The 16,103-nt window shown below is 64.0% G+C and carries 16 protein-coding genes; 4 read left to right on the top strand and 12 right to left on the bottom strand.

Annotated features, from left to right (window positions below):
* Positions 1–88: 88 nt before the first annotated feature.
* From earP to QCE49_RS09205, 4 genes are all read left to right on the top strand, one after another.
* On the top strand, positions 89–1,246 hold the full coding sequence (gene earP / locus QCE49_RS09190; RefSeq protein WP_250458319.1) for an elongation factor P maturation arginine rhamnosyltransferase EarP: 1,158 nt from the start codon (positions 89–91) through the stop codon (positions 1,244–1,246).
* A gap of 267 nt (positions 1,247–1,513) precedes the next feature.
* Positions 1,514–2,071, top strand: a complete 558-nt coding sequence (gene efp, locus QCE49_RS09195; RefSeq protein ID WP_250458318.1) for an elongation factor P — start codon at positions 1,514–1,516, stop codon at positions 2,069–2,071.
* 264 nt (positions 2,072–2,335) lie between these two features.
* The gene (locus tag QCE49_RS09200) at positions 2,336–2,686 is read left to right on the top strand and encodes a BON domain-containing protein (protein ID WP_008342078.1); all 351 of its coding nucleotides are present in this window, start codon (positions 2,336–2,338) and stop codon (positions 2,684–2,686) included.
* 160 nt (positions 2,687–2,846) lie between these two features.
* The gene (locus QCE49_RS09205) at positions 2,847–4,244 is read left to right on the top strand and encodes a sigma-54 dependent transcriptional regulator (protein ID WP_008342079.1); all 1,398 of its coding nucleotides are present in this window, start codon (positions 2,847–2,849) and stop codon (positions 4,242–4,244) included.
* A 47-nt stretch (positions 4,245–4,291) separates the two neighbouring features.
* Here QCE49_RS09205 and nagZ read toward each other — a convergent pair whose 3' ends face one another.
* From nagZ to QCE49_RS09265, 12 genes are all read right to left on the bottom strand, one after another.
* Entirely contained in the window at positions 4,292–5,320 is a 1,029-nt protein-coding gene (gene nagZ, locus QCE49_RS09210) for a beta-N-acetylhexosaminidase (protein WP_250458317.1), read from the bottom strand.
* Positions 5,321–5,357: 37 nt separating this feature from the next.
* Positions 5,358–5,774 carry a holo-ACP synthase gene (gene acpS, locus QCE49_RS09215; RefSeq protein WP_250458316.1) on the bottom strand — a complete coding sequence of 139 codons (417 nt, stop codon included), beginning with the start codon at positions 5,772–5,774 and terminating at the stop codon, positions 5,358–5,360.
* Positions 5,775–5,785: 11 nt separating this feature from the next.
* Positions 5,786–6,559, bottom strand: a complete 774-nt coding sequence (gene pdxJ, locus QCE49_RS09220; RefSeq protein ID WP_175980375.1) for a pyridoxine 5'-phosphate synthase — start codon at positions 6,557–6,559, stop codon at positions 5,786–5,788.
* Positions 6,556–7,437: a DNA repair protein RecO gene (recO, locus tag QCE49_RS09225; protein WP_250434955.1), complete on the bottom strand. Its 882-nt coding sequence runs from the start codon at positions 7,435–7,437 to the stop codon at positions 6,556–6,558. Before recO ends, pdxJ begins: the two co-directional genes overlap by 4 nt.
* A 3-nt stretch (positions 7,438–7,440) precedes the next feature.
* Complete coding sequence (era, locus tag QCE49_RS09230; protein ID WP_008342088.1) at positions 7,441–8,340, bottom strand: GTPase Era; 900 nt, start codon at positions 8,338–8,340, stop codon at positions 7,441–7,443.
* Between the two features lie 60 nt (positions 8,341–8,400).
* Entirely contained in the window at positions 8,401–9,513 is a 1,113-nt protein-coding gene (gene rnc / locus QCE49_RS09235) for a ribonuclease III (RefSeq protein WP_033537089.1), read from the bottom strand.
* A gap of 163 nt (positions 9,514–9,676) precedes the next feature.
* The gene (gene lepB, locus QCE49_RS09240) at positions 9,677–10,570 is read right to left on the bottom strand and encodes a signal peptidase I (RefSeq protein WP_250458315.1); all 894 of its coding nucleotides are present in this window, start codon (positions 10,568–10,570) and stop codon (positions 9,677–9,679) included.
* Between the two features lie 45 nt (positions 10,571–10,615).
* Complete coding sequence (gene lepA, locus QCE49_RS09245; protein WP_008342093.1) at positions 10,616–12,406, bottom strand: translation elongation factor 4; 1,791 nt, start codon at positions 12,404–12,406, stop codon at positions 10,616–10,618.
* A 135-nt stretch (positions 12,407–12,541) separates the two neighbouring features.
* Positions 12,542–12,802 carry a glutaredoxin family protein gene (locus tag QCE49_RS09250; protein ID WP_008342094.1) on the bottom strand — a complete coding sequence of 87 codons (261 nt, stop codon included), beginning with the start codon at positions 12,800–12,802 and terminating at the stop codon, positions 12,542–12,544.
* A 5-nt stretch (positions 12,803–12,807) separates the two neighbouring features.
* A complete protein-coding gene (locus tag QCE49_RS09255) occupies positions 12,808–14,343 on the bottom strand; it encodes a DegQ family serine endoprotease (protein ID WP_034473529.1) in 1,536 nt (511 codons plus the stop codon).
* Between the two features lie 22 nt (positions 14,344–14,365).
* Complete coding sequence (locus QCE49_RS09260; protein WP_008342097.1) at positions 14,366–15,409, bottom strand: MucB/RseB C-terminal domain-containing protein; 1,044 nt, start codon at positions 15,407–15,409, stop codon at positions 14,366–14,368.
* A 4-nt stretch (positions 15,410–15,413) separates the two neighbouring features.
* Positions 15,414–16,052, bottom strand: a complete 639-nt coding sequence (locus QCE49_RS09265; RefSeq protein ID WP_250458314.1) for a sigma-E factor negative regulatory protein — start codon at positions 16,050–16,052, stop codon at positions 15,414–15,416.
* Positions 16,053–16,103: the final 51 nt, after the last annotated feature.

The following is a 16,103-nucleotide window of genomic DNA, read 5'->3' on the forward strand; positions in this document are numbered from 1 at the left end:
GAAAGGCATCGGCACGACGGTGAGCCGTGCCTGGAGCGTTATCTTAGAATCGCCAGTTTAGAACATTAAACCGCGCGCCTTCGTCCTCATGACTACGCTTGCCGCCAATCAGGAACTCGCCTGCGACATCTTCTGCGCGGTCGTCGACAATTTCGGCGACATCGGCGTGTGCTGGCGTCTCGCGCGGCAGTTGCACGCGGAGCACGGCTGGCGCGTGCGTCTTTTCGTCGACGATCTGACGGTCTTTCACGCGCTCTGCCCCGACGTCGATGCGACGCTGCCGCGCCAGGAGGCGATGGGCATCGCGATCGAGCACTGGCGCGAGCCTGCGCATGCGGGCGACACGCTTGCCATCGCCGATGTCGTGATCGAGGCGTTCGCGTGCGAATTGCCGCATGCGTACATCGCCGCGATGGCACGCCGCGATCCGAAGCCGGTCTGGATCAATCTCGAATATCTGAGCGGCGAGGATTGGGTCGCCGATTTCCACATGCGCCCGTCGCCGCATCCGCGCTATCCGCTCGACAAGAGCTTCTTCTTTCCCGGGCTCGGCAAGGGCACGGGCGGCGTGCTGAAGGAACGCGATCTCGACGCGCGCCGCGAGCGCTTCGAGGCGAACGCGTGGTGGCGCGAGCGCGTCGGGATCGAGCGGCCGGGCGGCGAACATACGGTCGTGTCGCTGTTCGCATATGAGAATCCGGCGGTCGACGCGCTCCTCGCGCAATGGCGCGACGGCGATGCGCCCGTCGTGCTGCTCGTTCCCGAAGGCCGCATCTCGGGCGCGGTCGCACGCTTTTTCGACGTGCCGAACTTCATCGCCGGCACGACGGCGCGCGCCGGCGCGCTGGAGGCGCACGCGCTCGGCTTCGTCGAGCAAACGCGTTTCGACGAGCTGCTCTGGGCCGCCGACATCAACTTCGTGCGCGGCGAGGATTCGTTCGTGCGCGCGCAATGGGCGATGAAGCCCTTCGTCTGGCACATCTACCCGCAAGCCGACGACGCCCATCTGCCCAAGCTCGACGCCGCGCTCGCGCATTACACGCGCACGCTCGATCCGTCCGCGCGCGAGGCGGCCGCACGCTTCTGGCACGCGTGGAATGGCGTGGGCGTTCCCGACTGGGCGGACTTTTGGGCGCATCGGCGAGAATGGGAGCGCCGCGCCGTGAAGTGGGCGAAGGAACTCGGGGGCATCGGCGATCTGGCCGGCAATCTCGCCGCGCATGTGGCCTCGCGAATCAGCAGATGAAACTCGCACTGACGCGTTTCCGGAGCGCCAATCGACTGGCCAAACAAGCAAAAACTCAGTTAAAATAAGCGGTTATCCGAGGAAGCAAGGCGCAGTTCGTCCAGTTTTGCGCCGCGAAGATCAAGCCATTTGCTCAAGCCGTTCGCGGCAGATCCCTCGTTAGCCCGAACACTCGCACGGCGGCGGCATAAAACCGAGGCACCGCCGCCGTCGGATCGATTCATTTCAGGCATTCAAGCCAAATCCATTCGTACAGGACCCAGTTTTATGAAGACCGCACAAGAACTCCGCGTCGGCAACGTCGTCATGATCGGCAACGATGCCATGGTCGTGCAGCGCGCCGAGTACAACAAGTCGGGCCGCAACGCCGCGGTCGTGAAGATGAAGTTCAAGAACCTGCTGACAGCAGCGGGCATGGAAACCGTCTACAAGGCTGACGACAAGTTCGACGTCGTCGTGCTCGACCGCAAGGAAGTGGCGTACTCGTACTTCGCCGATCCGATGTACGTCTTCATGGACGCCGACTACAACCAGTTCGAAGTCGAAGCCGAAATGATGGGCGACGCGCTCAACTACCTCGAAGACGGCATGGCGTGCGAAGTCGTGTTCTACAACGAAAAGGCCATCTCGGTCGAACTGCCGACCACGCTGGTTCGGGAGATCGTCTACACGGAACCGGCCGTCAAGGGCGATACGTCGTCGGGCAAGGTGCTGAAGACCGCCAAGCTCAACACCGGCTTCGAACTGCAAGTGCCGCTCTTCTGCAACATCGGCGACAAGATCGAAATCGACACCCGCACGAATGAATATCGCAGCCGCGCGTAAGCCTTACGCCGCTGTGTCGTAAGCCGAACGGCCGGTGCAGCGCACCGCCCGATCGGTCCAAAAAAGCGCCCCATCGCGGGCGCTTTTTCTTTTGCATGAATTTTTTGACAATTTCAGGCAAACTTTACCGGTCGCGCCCCGATACGCTCCACCGCCGATTCCCCCAGCCGCCCGCGCTGGCCCCGCGTGCGCGACGTACATCGGAAAAATTAACTGCCTGGCACGGTTTCTGCTCGGTCACCAGATCAAGATTTCCAAGCCGATATGCAAAGCACGCCTTTCATCCGGAGCAGGTTTCTGATCGTCGCGGCGCTCGCATTGCCCGCCTTTGCTCTCATCGCCGGCTGCAAGTCGAGTCCGGCGACATCGGCGAATGCGAACACCGGCGGCGAAATCGCAACCGACGACGCTGCGCTCGCCGCTCGCGTGAAAGCCGCGCTCGCCGCCGATCCGCAGTTGAAGCCATTGCCGGTGAGCGTCGCGACGTATCGCGGCGTCGTGCAGTTGTCGGGATACGCAGATTCGGAGGTGCAGATTCAGAAAGCGCTGGCCGTGGCGCGCAGTGTCCCGGGCGTGCAGTCGGTCAGCAACGAACTGCATCTCAGACCGCAATGACGCGCTTGCAGCACAACGATGCCGAACGAGTAACGCAGGACAAAAAACCGCAGCGGGGTACGCGCCGAACGCCGGAAAGCGGCGCGGTATTCCGCCCACGACACGCCCGATCCCACGCGGAAACGGCGCATTACAGTCCACTTTGATACGTTGGTCCGCCATGCCACACGCACTGATTGTCGAAGACGATCCCAATAGCCTCTCCGGCCTGTCCGCGATCCTCACGGCAGACGGCTTTTCCGTCGATACCGCGACGACGCTCGCCGAGGCGCGCTCCGCGCTGACCCGCTTCATCCCCGATGTCGTGCTGATCGACCTGAATCTGCCGGACGGCAGCGGTCTCGACTTGTTGCCGAGCCTGCCCTCGCAACCGCCCGATGGCGCGCTGCCGGTCATCGTGATGACAGGGAATGCGACGGTGGAAAGCGCGATCGAAGGCTTGCGACACGGCATCTGGGACTATCTGCTGAAGCCCGTGAACATCCCGCGCTTGCGCAGCTTGCTTGCGCGCATTCCGCGGCCGTACGAGCTCACCGAGGAAGTCCAGTCGCTGCGAACGACGCTGCGCGATCTCGGCCATTTCGGCGACATGATCGGCCGCAGCGCAGCGATGCAGCACGTCTACGATCTGATCGAGCACACCGCGCCGACCGAAGCCGCTGTGCTGATCTGCGGCGATCCGGGCACGGGCAAGAAGATCGCGGCGCGCACGATCCATCAATTGAGCCGCCGTCGCAAAGGCCCGTTCGTCACGTTCGATTGTTCCGCGAGCCGCCAGGCGCCCGACGGCACGCAGCGCTCGATGGAAAGCATTCTCTTCGGCCATGAGCGCAACGCCTTCGCGGGCGCCGAGAACCGCGAGCCGGGTCTGCTCGAACAGGCGGGCGGCGGCACGCTGTTCCTCGACCAGATCGATCTGCTGCCCGCCGCGCAACAGGAAGCGCTCCTGCGCGCGCTCGATTCGCAGACGTTCATGCGCGTCGGCGGCAGCAATCGAATCATGACGGACTTCCGCCTGATCGCCGCGTCCCGCACGCCGATGCGCGAAGCCGTCGCGAGCGGCGCGATGCGCGAGGATCTGTTTCAGCGTCTGTCGGCGTCGTCGATCATGCTGCCGCCGCTCGCCGATCGCGACGACGACATCGCGCTGATCGCCGAAACGCTCGTCGACGAATTGAACCGCGAGAATCACATCGCCGGGATCACGAGCGGCTCGCCGAAGCGTATCAGCCCGGCGTTTATCCGCGAGTGCATCGCGACCGAATGGCCCGGCAATGTGCGCGAGCTGCGTGAGCGCGTGCGGCGCGCGTATCACGCGTCGGGCGAGACGATCGAGACATTGCGCGTCGATGAGCCGGGCGGCCTCGGCGGTCGCGGTCTCAACGGCAGCAGCGTGCAGGTGACGGTCGGCACCGCGCTCGCGGACGTCGAGGACATGCTGATTCGCGCGACGCTCGAAGCGGTCGGTGGCACGCGTCACCGCGCGGCGACGCTGCTCGGCATCAGCCCGAAGACGCTCTACAACAAGCTGCAGCGGATGAAGCTGGAATCGTCCTGATTTCACCTGCCATAAAAAAACGCCACGGAATCCGTGGCGTTTTTCGTTTAGCCGAGCATCTCTTTGACGAGCGCGCGCGCCGCCTGATATTCGGCCTGCGCCTGCAGCTTGCTCCAGCGCAGCGCCTTGCCGCGCGGACGCATCTGCTTGAGACGCTGCGCCGACGCCTTCGGCGGCGTATAGCGCAACTGCTCCAGCACCTTGCCCGCCTCTTCCGGCTGATTGCAGATCAGCGCCATGTCGCAGCCCGCCGTGAGCGCGGCCGTCGCGGCCTCGGTGAGCGTGCCGCCCGCGCGCGCGGCTTCCATCGACAGATCGTCGCTGAAGATCGCCCCGTTGAAGCCGAGCCTGCCGCGCAGGATGTCCTGCAGCCAGATGCGCGAGAATCCCGCCGGTTTGTCGTCGACCTTCGTGTAAATCACATGCGCCGGAATCACCGACGCCAGCGACATGCCGAGCCAGTCGTACGGGCGCACATCGGCGGCGAGGATCTCGTCGAGCGTGCGATCGTCGGTCGGCAGCGCGACGTGCGAATCGGCTTCGGCGAAACCATGACCCGGAAAATGCTTGCCGCAGTTCGCCATGCCCGCGAGCGCGAGGCCGTGATTCAGGCTCTTCGCGAGCATTGTCACGACGCGCGGATCGGCGTGAAAGGCGCGATCGCCGACCACTTTCGACTGTCCGTAGTTCAGATCGAGCACCGGCGTGAAGCTCATGTCGATGCCGCACGCGCGCAACTCCGACGCGAGCACGTAGCCGAACGCGGTCGCCGCCTTCGTCGCGGCGAGCACGTCCTTGTCCCACAGCTCGCCGAGCTTGCCCGGCGCGGGCAGCACGGTGAAGCCGTCGGTGCGAAAACGCTGCACGCGGCCACCTTCGTGATCGACGGCGATCAGGATGTCATCGCGCACCGCGCGGATCGCATCGGTCAGCGCGACGAGTTGCGCGCGGTCGGTGAAATGCCGCGCGAAGAGAATGATGCCGCCCGTCATCGGATGCGTGATGCGTTCGATATCCGCGTCGGAGAGCGTCGTGCCGGCGACGTCGAACATGACGGGGCCGAGAGTGCGTTTCATCGGATTCAATTGGCTTTTAGTCTTGGTTGGATTGAATTCAGGATTGGCCGGGCGCGCTGTCGGCCACTTCCGCGATCACGAACGACACCGCGTAATCGCGCTCGTCGCTGACCGTGACTTTCGCCGTGATGCCGCGTTGCTCGAGCCATTGCGCGAGTTCGCCGGAGGCCGCGATCATCGGCTTGCCGCTCGGCTCGTTGAGCGTCTGCAGCGCGCGCCACGTCATCGGCCAGCGCATGCCGAGGCCGATCGCCTTCGAGAACGCTTCCTTGGCCGAAAAGCGCGTCGCGAGAAACGCGAGACCGCGCACTTCCGAACGCGCATTGCGCGCGTGGTAGACGCGCAGTTCGTCGGGGCCGAGCACCTTTTCGGCGAAGCGGCCCTTGGTGCGTCTCATGACCGCCGCGACGCGGCTCACCTGCACGACGTCCGTGCCAATTCCGTAGATCGTCATGATGTGCCCGCTCAGCGCGCGTTGGCCGACGCGAGACGCGACGCGACCATGATCGCCTTCATCTCGCGCACGGCGTTGTCCCAGCCCGCGAAGATCGAATGCGCGACGATCGCATGTCCGATGTTCAGCTCGACGATGCCCGGCAGCGCCGCGATCGCCTGCACGTTGGTGTAGTGCAGGCCGTGGCCCGCGTTCACCTTCAGCCCGAGCGCGTTGCCGACATCGACGCTCGCCGCGACGCGCTCGAATTCGCGTTGCTGTTCGGCTTCGTCGTGCGCTTCGGCATATCGGCCCGTGTGCAGTTCGATGACGGGCGCGCCCGCCTCTTTCGCGGCGCGAATCTGCGTCTCGTCAGGATCGATGAAAAGCGACACGCGCGCGCCCGCGTCGGCGAGTTGCCTGCACGCGGCCTTGACCTCTTCGAAGCGGCCGGCGACATCGAGGCCGCCTTCAGTCGTCACTTCCTGACGCTTTTCCGGCACGAGACAGACGTCGTGCGGCTTGATCTCGCACGCGATGTCGAGCATCTCGCGCGTCACCGCGCATTCGAGATTCATGCGCGTTTTGAGAAGCGGACGCAGCGTGCGCACATCGGCATCGACGATATGACGGCGATCCTCGCGCAGATGCAGCGTGATGGCGTCCGCGCCCGCTTCCTCGGCGGCGAGCGCCGCGCGGATCGGATCGGGATACGACGTGCCGCGCGCGTTGCGCAACGTGGCGACGTGATCGATGTTCACGCCCAGATCGATCACATTCGCAGGCGATGTGAGAAAGAAGCTCATAGTTTTTGCAGGTCGATCAATATCTGACGGGTGGCGAGCGGCGTGCCGCCCAGGTAGTGATTCAGCAGAAAGCGCATCAGCGTCTTGCTCTGCGCGGCGGTCTGCGGATTCGTGTAGTCGTCGCGCTCCATGTCGATGAGCGTTTGCCCCGAAATCATCGGCCATTGCGCCGGAAGATCGTCCGACGCCTCGCGCACGCCGCGGTCTGGATCGAAGACATAGCGGGCGTCGGCGAGGACCGGCTGGCGTGTCACCGTGCGCACGAGATTCATCGCGTAGCCGGTTTCGCGCAGCAGCACGCATTCGAATGAACGCAACACCTGAGCGGCGGGTTCGTCGTGCGCGAGGCGCGAGAGCGTCAGCACGTAATGGTTGAAGAGCGCCGGATGCGCGTCCTCGCGGGCGCAGAACTTCACCAGCAGTTCATTGACGTAGAAGCCGCATAGCAACGCGTCGCCGGCGAGCGGCAACATGCCGCCGACCCATTCGGCGGTCGTCAGCGTGCGGACTTCGCCCTTGCCGGTCCACGAAAGTCCCAGCGGCTGAAACGTCTGCAATACGCCGCGCAGCGCGGAATGCGGACGCTTCGCGCCCTTCGCGACGAGCGCGACGCGCCCGTGATCGCGCGAGAACACGTCGATGATCAGACTCGTCTCGCGATACGGATAACTGTGCAGCACGAATCCCGGCTGCTCGGCGACGCGAAAATCCGAACGCGGCTTTCTCGGCGCAGACTCGGCATCGGATGTCGATGACGGCGCCGCGCGCCGCCGCTTTGGCACGGCGCGCGCGGCCGGGCGCTCTTCCGCGTCGAAATCGTCGTCGGGACGATCATCGGCGGGCGGAATCATCCGGGCGTCGTTCGGGCCGTCGTCCATGCATCACTCGTAGCCGTACGCGCGCAGGCCCGCTTCGTTGTCCGCCCAGCCGCTCTTCACCTTGACGAAGGTTTCGAGATACACGGGACCGTCGAAGAGCTTCTCCATGTCGAGCCGCGCCTCGGTGCTGATCTGCTTCAGCTTCGCGCCCTTCTGGCCGATGATCATCGCCTTGTGCATGTCGCGATCGACGAGAATCGTCGCGAACACGCGGCGCAGACGCCCTTCGGTCTCGAACTTGTCGATGAGCACCGTGCTCGTGTACGGCAGTTCGTCGCCGGTCCAGCGGAACACCTTCTCGCGCAGAATTTCGGCGGCGAGGAAGCGTTCGCTGCGATCGGTCAGATCGTCCTCGCCGTAGATCGGCTCGCCTTCCGGCAGATACGGCTTCACGACCGACAAGAGGCGCTTGATGTCGTCGACGTTTTTCGCCGACAGCGGCACGATCTCGCGGAAGTCCCGCAAGGCCGACATCTGCTGCATGAAGGGAAAGAGCGAACTCTTGTCGCCGACGCGATCCAGCTTGTTTGCGATCAGCAAAGTCGGCGTGCCGGTCGGGATCAAATCGAGCACCTTCTGGTCGTCCGGACCGAAGCGGCCCGCTTCGATCACGAAGAGAATCGCATCGACGGACGTGAGCGTCGACGTCACCGCGCGGTTCAGCGAGCGATTCAGCGCGCCGCTGTGACGTGTCTGGAAACCGGGCGTGTCGACGAAAATGTACTGCGCGTCGTCGAACGTGTTGATGCCGGTGATGCGGTGGCGCGTCGTCTGCGCCTTGCGCGAGGTGATGCTCACCTTCTGGCCGACGAGCGCGTTCATCAGCGTCGACTTGCCGACGTTGGGACGGCCGACGATCGCGACCATGCCGCAGCGGAAACCGGAAGAAGTAGGAGCGTTCATAGATGTGTGCGGCAAGAAGTCGTTGGGGCGCGGGGGCGCGATGTGCGCTCGATGCGCGCGTCAGTGACCGGCGTCGGCGGCGCGCACGACGCGGCCCGCGGGCGCATCCGCGGCGGCGCTGTTGCGCGTGCCGGCGTCGTCGTCGCGTTCGTCGGACGGCGCGGGCTTGTCCGCATTCGCGCTGCGTTCGGACGTTTGCGTCGCATCGCTTTTCGCCGCTTTCTCCGGCCGGTGAATGACGGCGCGTTCGGGCTTGTCCGCGGCTGCGTACGCGCCCGCCGACGGCTCGACGTGCGTCGCGCGAATCACGGCGAGCGGCGCGGTGGCCGGGCGTTCCTGCGGCGCCTGCTGCGTGCCGTGCGGTGCATGTTGACGCTCGCGACGATCGGGCGACCGCAGATCGAGCGCCGCCTGAATGCCGGTGACGCCGGGCACCACTTCGGGCTCGACCTGCTTCGCCGCGCGCGCGCCCTTGCGCTTCGGCTTCATGCCGAGCGTCGGTGCAGCGGCCATCACTTCGTCGAGCGCCTTCTTCGCGGCAGCCTGCTCGGCGGCGCGGCGGCTCGCGCCGGAACCGGACACTTTCACGTCGAGTTTCGGCACCGTGCATTCGACTTCGAACTGCTGATTGTGCGCGGCGCCGTGCGTTGCGATAACGGTGTAAGTCGGCAACGCGATCTTGTGGCCCTGGAGATATTCCTGCAGAAGCGTCTTCGCATCCTTGCCGATGGTGCGCGGATCGATGTGATCGAGCACCGGCGTGTACAGCCGCTTGATGACGGTGAAAGCGGCGTCGAAACCGCCGTCGAGGAAGATGGCGCCGAAGATTGCTTCGAGCGTGTCGGCGAGAATCGACGGACGGCGAAAGCCGCCGCTGCGCAATTCGCCTTCGCCGAGCCGCAGGCCTTCGGACACGTTCAACGCCTGCGCGATTTCGTAAAGCGACTGCTGTTTGACCAGATTCGCGCGCACGCGCGACAGGTCGCCTTCGTCGAGTTTGCTGAATCGTTGGAACAAAAGCGCGGCCACCACGCAATTTAGAACGGAATCGCCGAGAAATTCGAGCCGTTCATTGTGCGTGGCGCTGTGACTGCGGTGGGTCATCGCCTGGCGCAGCAATTCCGCATTGCGAAATTCGTACCGCAGCCGGCTTTCCAACGGAGAAGATGGCATGGAGAGAGTATAACGCGGGCGCGCGGGCGGACGATTCCGCCGGACCGCGCCGGAAAACGCGTGGCGAGACGGTGTTAGCCGCGCTTCTTCACGCCGTTTCGAAGCTTGTTTTAAGAATGAGCAACGCCGGCTGTCTCAGGAGACGAGCCGGCGTGATGTGTGTTCACTGGAAAGCGCCGATGCGCTTGAGATTGCTGAAGTTCATCCAGATGAAGAAGGCGCGCCCGACGATGTTCTTGTCCGGCACGAAGCCCCAGTAGCGGCTGTCCGCGCTGTTGTCGCGGTTGTCGCCCATCATGAAGTAGTTGCCCGGCGGGACTTTGCACGTCACGCCCTGAGCGTTGTAATTGCAGTTGTCGCGGAACGGGAAATCGTCCGCGCCGACGATGAACGGCGGCACTTGCGGATTGTTCAGGATCGCGTTCTTGCGGCCGTCGAGATCTTCCTCGAACTGCTTCGCGTAACCGATGCGCTCGTCGTCGAAATAATCGGGCAGCGGCGTCTCCGGCACCGGCTTGCCGTTGATCGTGAGCTTCTTGTCTTCGTACGCGACGGTATCGCCCGGCAGGCCGATCACGCGCTTGATGTAGTCGACCGATTCGTCCTTCGGATACCGGAACACGACGACATCGCCGCGCTTGAGCGGGCTGCCGTCGGTCATCTTCGTGTTCGTGATCGGCATGCGCAGGCCGTATTCGTACTTGTTCACGAGGATGAAGTCGCCGACGAGCAGCGTCGGCACCATCGAGCCGGACGGAATCTTGAACGGCTCGATGATGAACGAGCGCACGACGAATACCGCGAGAATCACCGGGAAGAAGCTCGCCGTGTATTCGAGCCACCACGGCTGGCGCAGCTTGTCGTCGTGCAGGCGGGCGCGCGTCTGCGGGGCGTTTTCATCGGCGAAACGCTCGCCGACGCGCTCCTGCTGGCGATCGAACTCGGCCACCGCGGCGTCGGCGGCGCGGCGCCGTTGCGGCAGAAACACCAGCTTGTCGAGCACCCAGGCAATACCCGTCAATACGACGAGGATCAAAAGAATCAATGCGAAATTCATCAATCGCTTCCGGTTGTTATCGTTGTTTGCTTCGCAGTGCGCGCGTTACTCGTCGACGCGCAGAATCGCCAGGAAAGCCTCTTGCGGGATTTCGACAGAGCCGACCTGCTTCATGCGCTTCTTGCCGGCCTTCTGCTTCTCGAGCAGCTTCTTCTTGCGCGAGATGTCGCCGCCGTAGCACTTCGCGAGCACGTTCTTGCGCAGCGCCTTGATGTTCTCGCGCGCGATGATGTTCGAGCCGATGGTCGCCTGGATCGCCACGTCGTACATCTGACGCGGAATCAGTTCGCGCATCTTCGACGCCACTTCGCGGCCGCGATGCTGGCTCTGCGAACGGTGCACGATGACCGACAGCGCATCGACCTTGTCGCCGTTGATGAGCATGTCGACCTTGACGACATCCGCCGCGCGATATTCCTTGAACTCGTAGTCCATCGACGCATAGCCGCGCGACGTCGACTTCAGGCGGTCGAAGAAGTCGAGCACGATTTCCGCCATCGGGATTTCGTAGGTCAGCTGCACCTGACGGCCGTGATACTGCATGTTGATCTGCGAGCCGCGCTTGGCCGTACACAGCGTGATGACCGAGCCGACATATTCCTGCGGCATATACAGATTCACGGTGACGATCGGCTCGCGCACTTCCTCGATCTTCTGCGGCTCCGGCATTTTCGCCGGATTCTCGACCATGATGGTCGTGCCGTCGCGCTGCTCGACCTCGTAGATCACCGTCGGCGCGGTGGTGATGAGGTCCATGTCGAATTCGCGCTCGAGACGCTCCTGCACGATTTCCATGTGCAGAAGGCCGAGGAAGCCGCAACGGAAACCGAAGCCGAGCGCCTGCGACACTTCCGGCTCGAACTGCAGCGACGCGTCGTTGAGCTTCAGCTTTTCGAGCGATTCGCGCAGCGCGTCGTACTGATTCGCCTCGACCGGATAGAGCCCCGCGAACACCTGCGGCTTCACTTCCTTGAAGCCCGGCAGCGGCTCGGTGGCCGGACGGCTCGCGACCGTGACGGTATCGCCCACTTTCGCGGCCGTCAGTTCCTTGATGCCCGCGATCACGAAGCCCACCTGCCCCGCCGACAATTGCGCGAGATTCGTGGACTTCGGCGCGAACACGCCGACATGCTCGACCGGGTATTGCGCGCCGGTCGCCATCATCTTGATCTTGTCCTTCGGCTTGAGCGTGCCGTTGACGATACGCACCAGCATCACGACGCCGACGTAGTTGTCGAACCACGAGTCGATGATGAGCGCCTGCAGCGGCGCGTCCGGATCGCCCTCGGGCGGCGGCACTTTCGCGATCAGCGATTCGAGCACGTCCTCGACGCCGAGACCCGTCTTCGCGCTGCAATGGACGGCGTCCGCGGCCTGAATGCCGATCACGTCCTCGATTTCCGCGATCGCGTTTTCGGGATTCGCGGCCGGCAGATCGATCTTGTTGAGCACCGGCACGACTTCGACGCCGAGTTCGATGGCCGTGTAGCAGTTCGCCACCGTCTGCGCTTCGACGCCCTGCGACGCATCGACGACGAGCAGCGCGCCTTCGCACGCGGATAGCGAGCGGCTGACTTCGTAGGAGAAGTCGACGTGCCCCGGCGTATCGATCAGGTTGAGGTTATAGACGCGGCCGTCGCGCGCCTTGTAGGTCAGCGCCGCGGTCTGCGCCTTGATCGTGATGCCACGTTCGCGCTCGAGGTCCATCGAATCGAGCACCTGCGCTTCCATCTCACGGTCGGACAGGCCGCCGCACAACTGGATGATGCGGTCAGCGAGCGTCGACTTGCCGTGGTCGATGTGCGCGATGATCGAGAAGTTACGAATATGATCCATTCAGTGCCGATCGTGCCAAAAAAAGCGAAAAAGGCGCGCCCTCACCAACGCGGAGCACGCCTTGAAAATTTGGGGAAAACTTGAGCATTTTAGCCGAAAACGGGGGTGCCCCGGCGGATTTCGCCTGCGCCGCCCTCACCGACCGCGCGCGAGCAGCGCTGCGTGTACCGCGTCGGCGTCGAGCCGGTACTGGCACAGCTCGACGCCATCGAGCGCCAGAACCGGCACGCGTTCGTCGTAGCGCGCTTCGAGCAGCGGATCTTCGTCGATGTCGATCCATTCGATCGGAATGCCGTGTTGCGCGGCGATCGGCTCGAGTTCGGCCCGCATGTCCTCGCACAGATGACACCAGGCGCGCCCGTACAGAATGAAGGCCGCGCCTGGCTTCGACGTCATCGCGCTTATTTCTGCGCCGGCACGCGCGGGCGCACCGGCACGAACTGCGTGTTGTCGCCGCGACGCACGAGAATCGCGACCATCTTGCTCGCGTCGAGGCCCTGCGCGACTTCCTGGAACTGCTTGGCGCTCGTGATATCCGTATCGCCGATACGCATGATGATGTCGCCCTTCTGGAAGCCCGCGCGTGCCGCCGGTCCCTCGACGGCATCGACCTGAACGCCGCTCGACAGCTTGAGCGCCTTCTTTTGATCTGCCGGAATGTCGCTCACCGCCATGCCGAGCGAATTGCTCGCGCGCTCCTTCGGCTGCGGCGGTTTCTTCTGCTCGGTCTTCGCGACCTTGTCCGGCTGCATTTCGGCGACCGTGATCGACAGATCGCGCGTCTGGCCCTTGCGCCAGATCGTGAGCGTGGTCTTCGTGCCGGGTTTCGTATCGCCGACCATGCGCGGGAGATCGGTCGCGGTCTCGACGTTCTGACCGTTGAACTTGAGGATGATGTCGCCTGGCTGCACGCCGGCCTTGTCGGCCGGCCCGCCCGATTCGACGCTCGACACGAGCGCGCCCTGCGCTTTCGGCAAGCCCAGCGAATCCGCGACGTCCTTCGTCACTTCGCCGATCGCCACCGCGATGCGCCCGCGCACCACCTTGCCCGACGTCTTAAGCTGATCGGCGACGCGCATGGCTTCGTCGATCGGAATCGCGAACGAGATGCCCATGAAACCGCCCGTGCGGCTGTAAATCTGCGAATTGATACCGATCACCTCGCCCGCCATGTTGATGAGCGGACCGCCCGAGTTGCCCGGATTCACGGCGACATCGGTCTGGATGAACGGAAGGTAATCGCCCGTATCGCGCCCCTTCGCGCTGACGATGCCCGCGGTCACGGTGTTGTCGAGGCCGAACGGCGAACCGATTGCGAGCACCCACTCGCCGACGCGCACCTTGTTCGAATCGCCGATGGTGATCGCCGGCAGGTTCGATGCGCTGATCTTCACGACGGCGACGTCCGTGCGCTCGTCGACGCCGACGAGACGCGCCTTGAATTCGCGCTTGTCCGTGAGTGTGACGTAGATGGTGTCGGCATCGTCGACGACGTGTGCGTTGGTCATCACGTAGCCATCGGTCGACAGGATGAAGCCGGAGCCGACGCCGCTGCTCTGCTCCGAGTTGTCCTGGTTGTCGTCGGGCGCGTTGCGGCTGCCGCCCTTGCCCTGATCGCCCTGACTTCCGCCGCCGTTATTTCCGCCGCCGCCACCTCCACGAGGCGGCTGACCCGGCATCGGAATGCCGAAGAAGCGTCGGAAGAATTCCGACATGTCGCCTTCATCGAGACCGGGCGGCAGGCCGCGCAGATCGCTGCCCGAACCGACGCGCGAGGTCGTGCGAATGTTCACGACCGAGGGCCCCACCTTGTCGACGAGCGTCGTGAAGTCCGGCAGGTTCACCGTGGGCACCGCTGACGCAGATTGCGATACGAACGGCAGGCACACGGCGAGCGCCGCGGCCGCGATGAACTTGCGCAGCGAGAAGTTGCTCATAGGTTGGAGGCCGGGATCTGGATTACTTGGAAGGCTTGTATTCTATGGTAGAAGCAAATTGCTGCAATGTGGCTTGCGGCACTTCACCCAGCAAGGTGATCCAGAAATCCCCGCGGCGCTTCACCAGAACGTGCGTCGCTCCGCTATTGCCCGCGCCTTCCTTGCGCGTATTTTTCTCCACCGGCTCGACGAAAACCGAGATCGTCGCGAGACCGTCGGAGAACACGGCCTGATCGACCGGAATCGGCGGCTGGCCTTGCTGGCTCGACGCCATCGGACGGCGCAACTCGCGAATCTTGCGAAAGCCCGCGATAGTCGGCGTCAGTTGCCAGCCCTGCGCTTCCATGTCGACCGGCTGCACGGGCGGCCGCACGACGGTCCAGCCCGACGTGTTGCGAATGCCGTTCGCGATCGGCGCCTTGTCGATCGGCCCGCCAATACGCACCTGAGAGAAAGAAAGCTGCTCGAGGACTTGCCCGTCCGGATCGAGCGTTTGCGCGCGCAGCAGCAAGCCGGTTTTCGCATCGGCCCACAGCTTGTAGGCAAAACGATAGGAATCTTTCGGATCGAGCTCCAGCACCTGGCTTTCGATCCCCGCGACGCGGTCCGTGCCCAACAGCTTCGGATCGTAGACGGAAAGCACCTGATCGCCACTCGTCGACAACAGCGCCGGGAACGAATCCCGGTTCTGCCGATGCTCGACCACGAGCAGATGACGCTCCGGCACGAAGGTGAACATGTCGTCGTCGTGACGCAGCATCTTGCGCGGCGCGCCGTCGAGACTTTCGAGCGATTCGTATTCGCCGTCACCGCGCGTGGCGACGTGCGTAATGCGCGACGACTGCACCGTCGCGCCACGCTGGTAGACGAACGTGCCCTCGTAATTCTGCTGCTGGGCCGCTTCGTGGATGCGGTTGAGCAGAGTGGCGGCTGTCTTGCGGGCGGTGGCGGGATCGTCTCCCTGAGCGAACGAGCTCGTTGCCGCCGTCAACAACGCGGCTGCGCAGAGCATCAATGCCGGCAGCCGCCCCCAATATCTTGTTTTATTCAACCGCACACTCAGCATCAAATTATTGGCCTTGCGTTATAGCCGCCGCGCGAATCAGGGGCATCGAACCGGGCATCGCGGGCTGCTGGGAGAACTGCTGATGCGCTTCGAGATACTGATCGAGATTCGCGTCGCGGATGATGTTCGCTTCGACGATCGGCGTACGCGTGGTCACCGCGGGCACCGACGCGAGCGCCACCCGCTGCATCGACGAATCCGCCGGCGCGACGCTCGCCACCTGCGCGCCCGAGTTGCGATCGACGCCTTGCAGCTGCGGCACGACGATCCATGTCAGCGTAGCGGCCGCCGCGGCAACCGCGCAGGCCGGCATCACGCGACGGCGCAACATGCCGCCCCGCGCTTTCGTCGTCACGCCCGGCAATGCAGCCGGCGCGAGTACGTGCGCCTCAGCTTCGAAACGTTCGGAGAATGCGGCCATGAACGCGCTGCTGCGCGCCGGGCTGACCGCGAGATCGTCGGAGCGCAAGGCGTCGCCGATCAGGTGATATTCCGACCACGCCGCGCGTTCGTCGCCTTTCAGATCCGCGAGAAACTGGCTGATGCTGCCAATTTCGCCGAGCGCTTCGCCGTCGACGAAAGCCGACATGCGCTCGCCGCGCGAACCCGCCTGTGTTTGATTCTGCACCGAGACCGACCCCATGATGCTCCCCATCTTTGACCACACCCCGTTGTGACACCACCAACCCAGATA

It is taken from the genome of Caballeronia sp. LZ008 (genome assembly GCF_031451435.1).
Taxonomy (GTDB): domain Bacteria; phylum Pseudomonadota; class Gammaproteobacteria; order Burkholderiales; family Burkholderiaceae; genus Caballeronia; species Caballeronia zhejiangensis.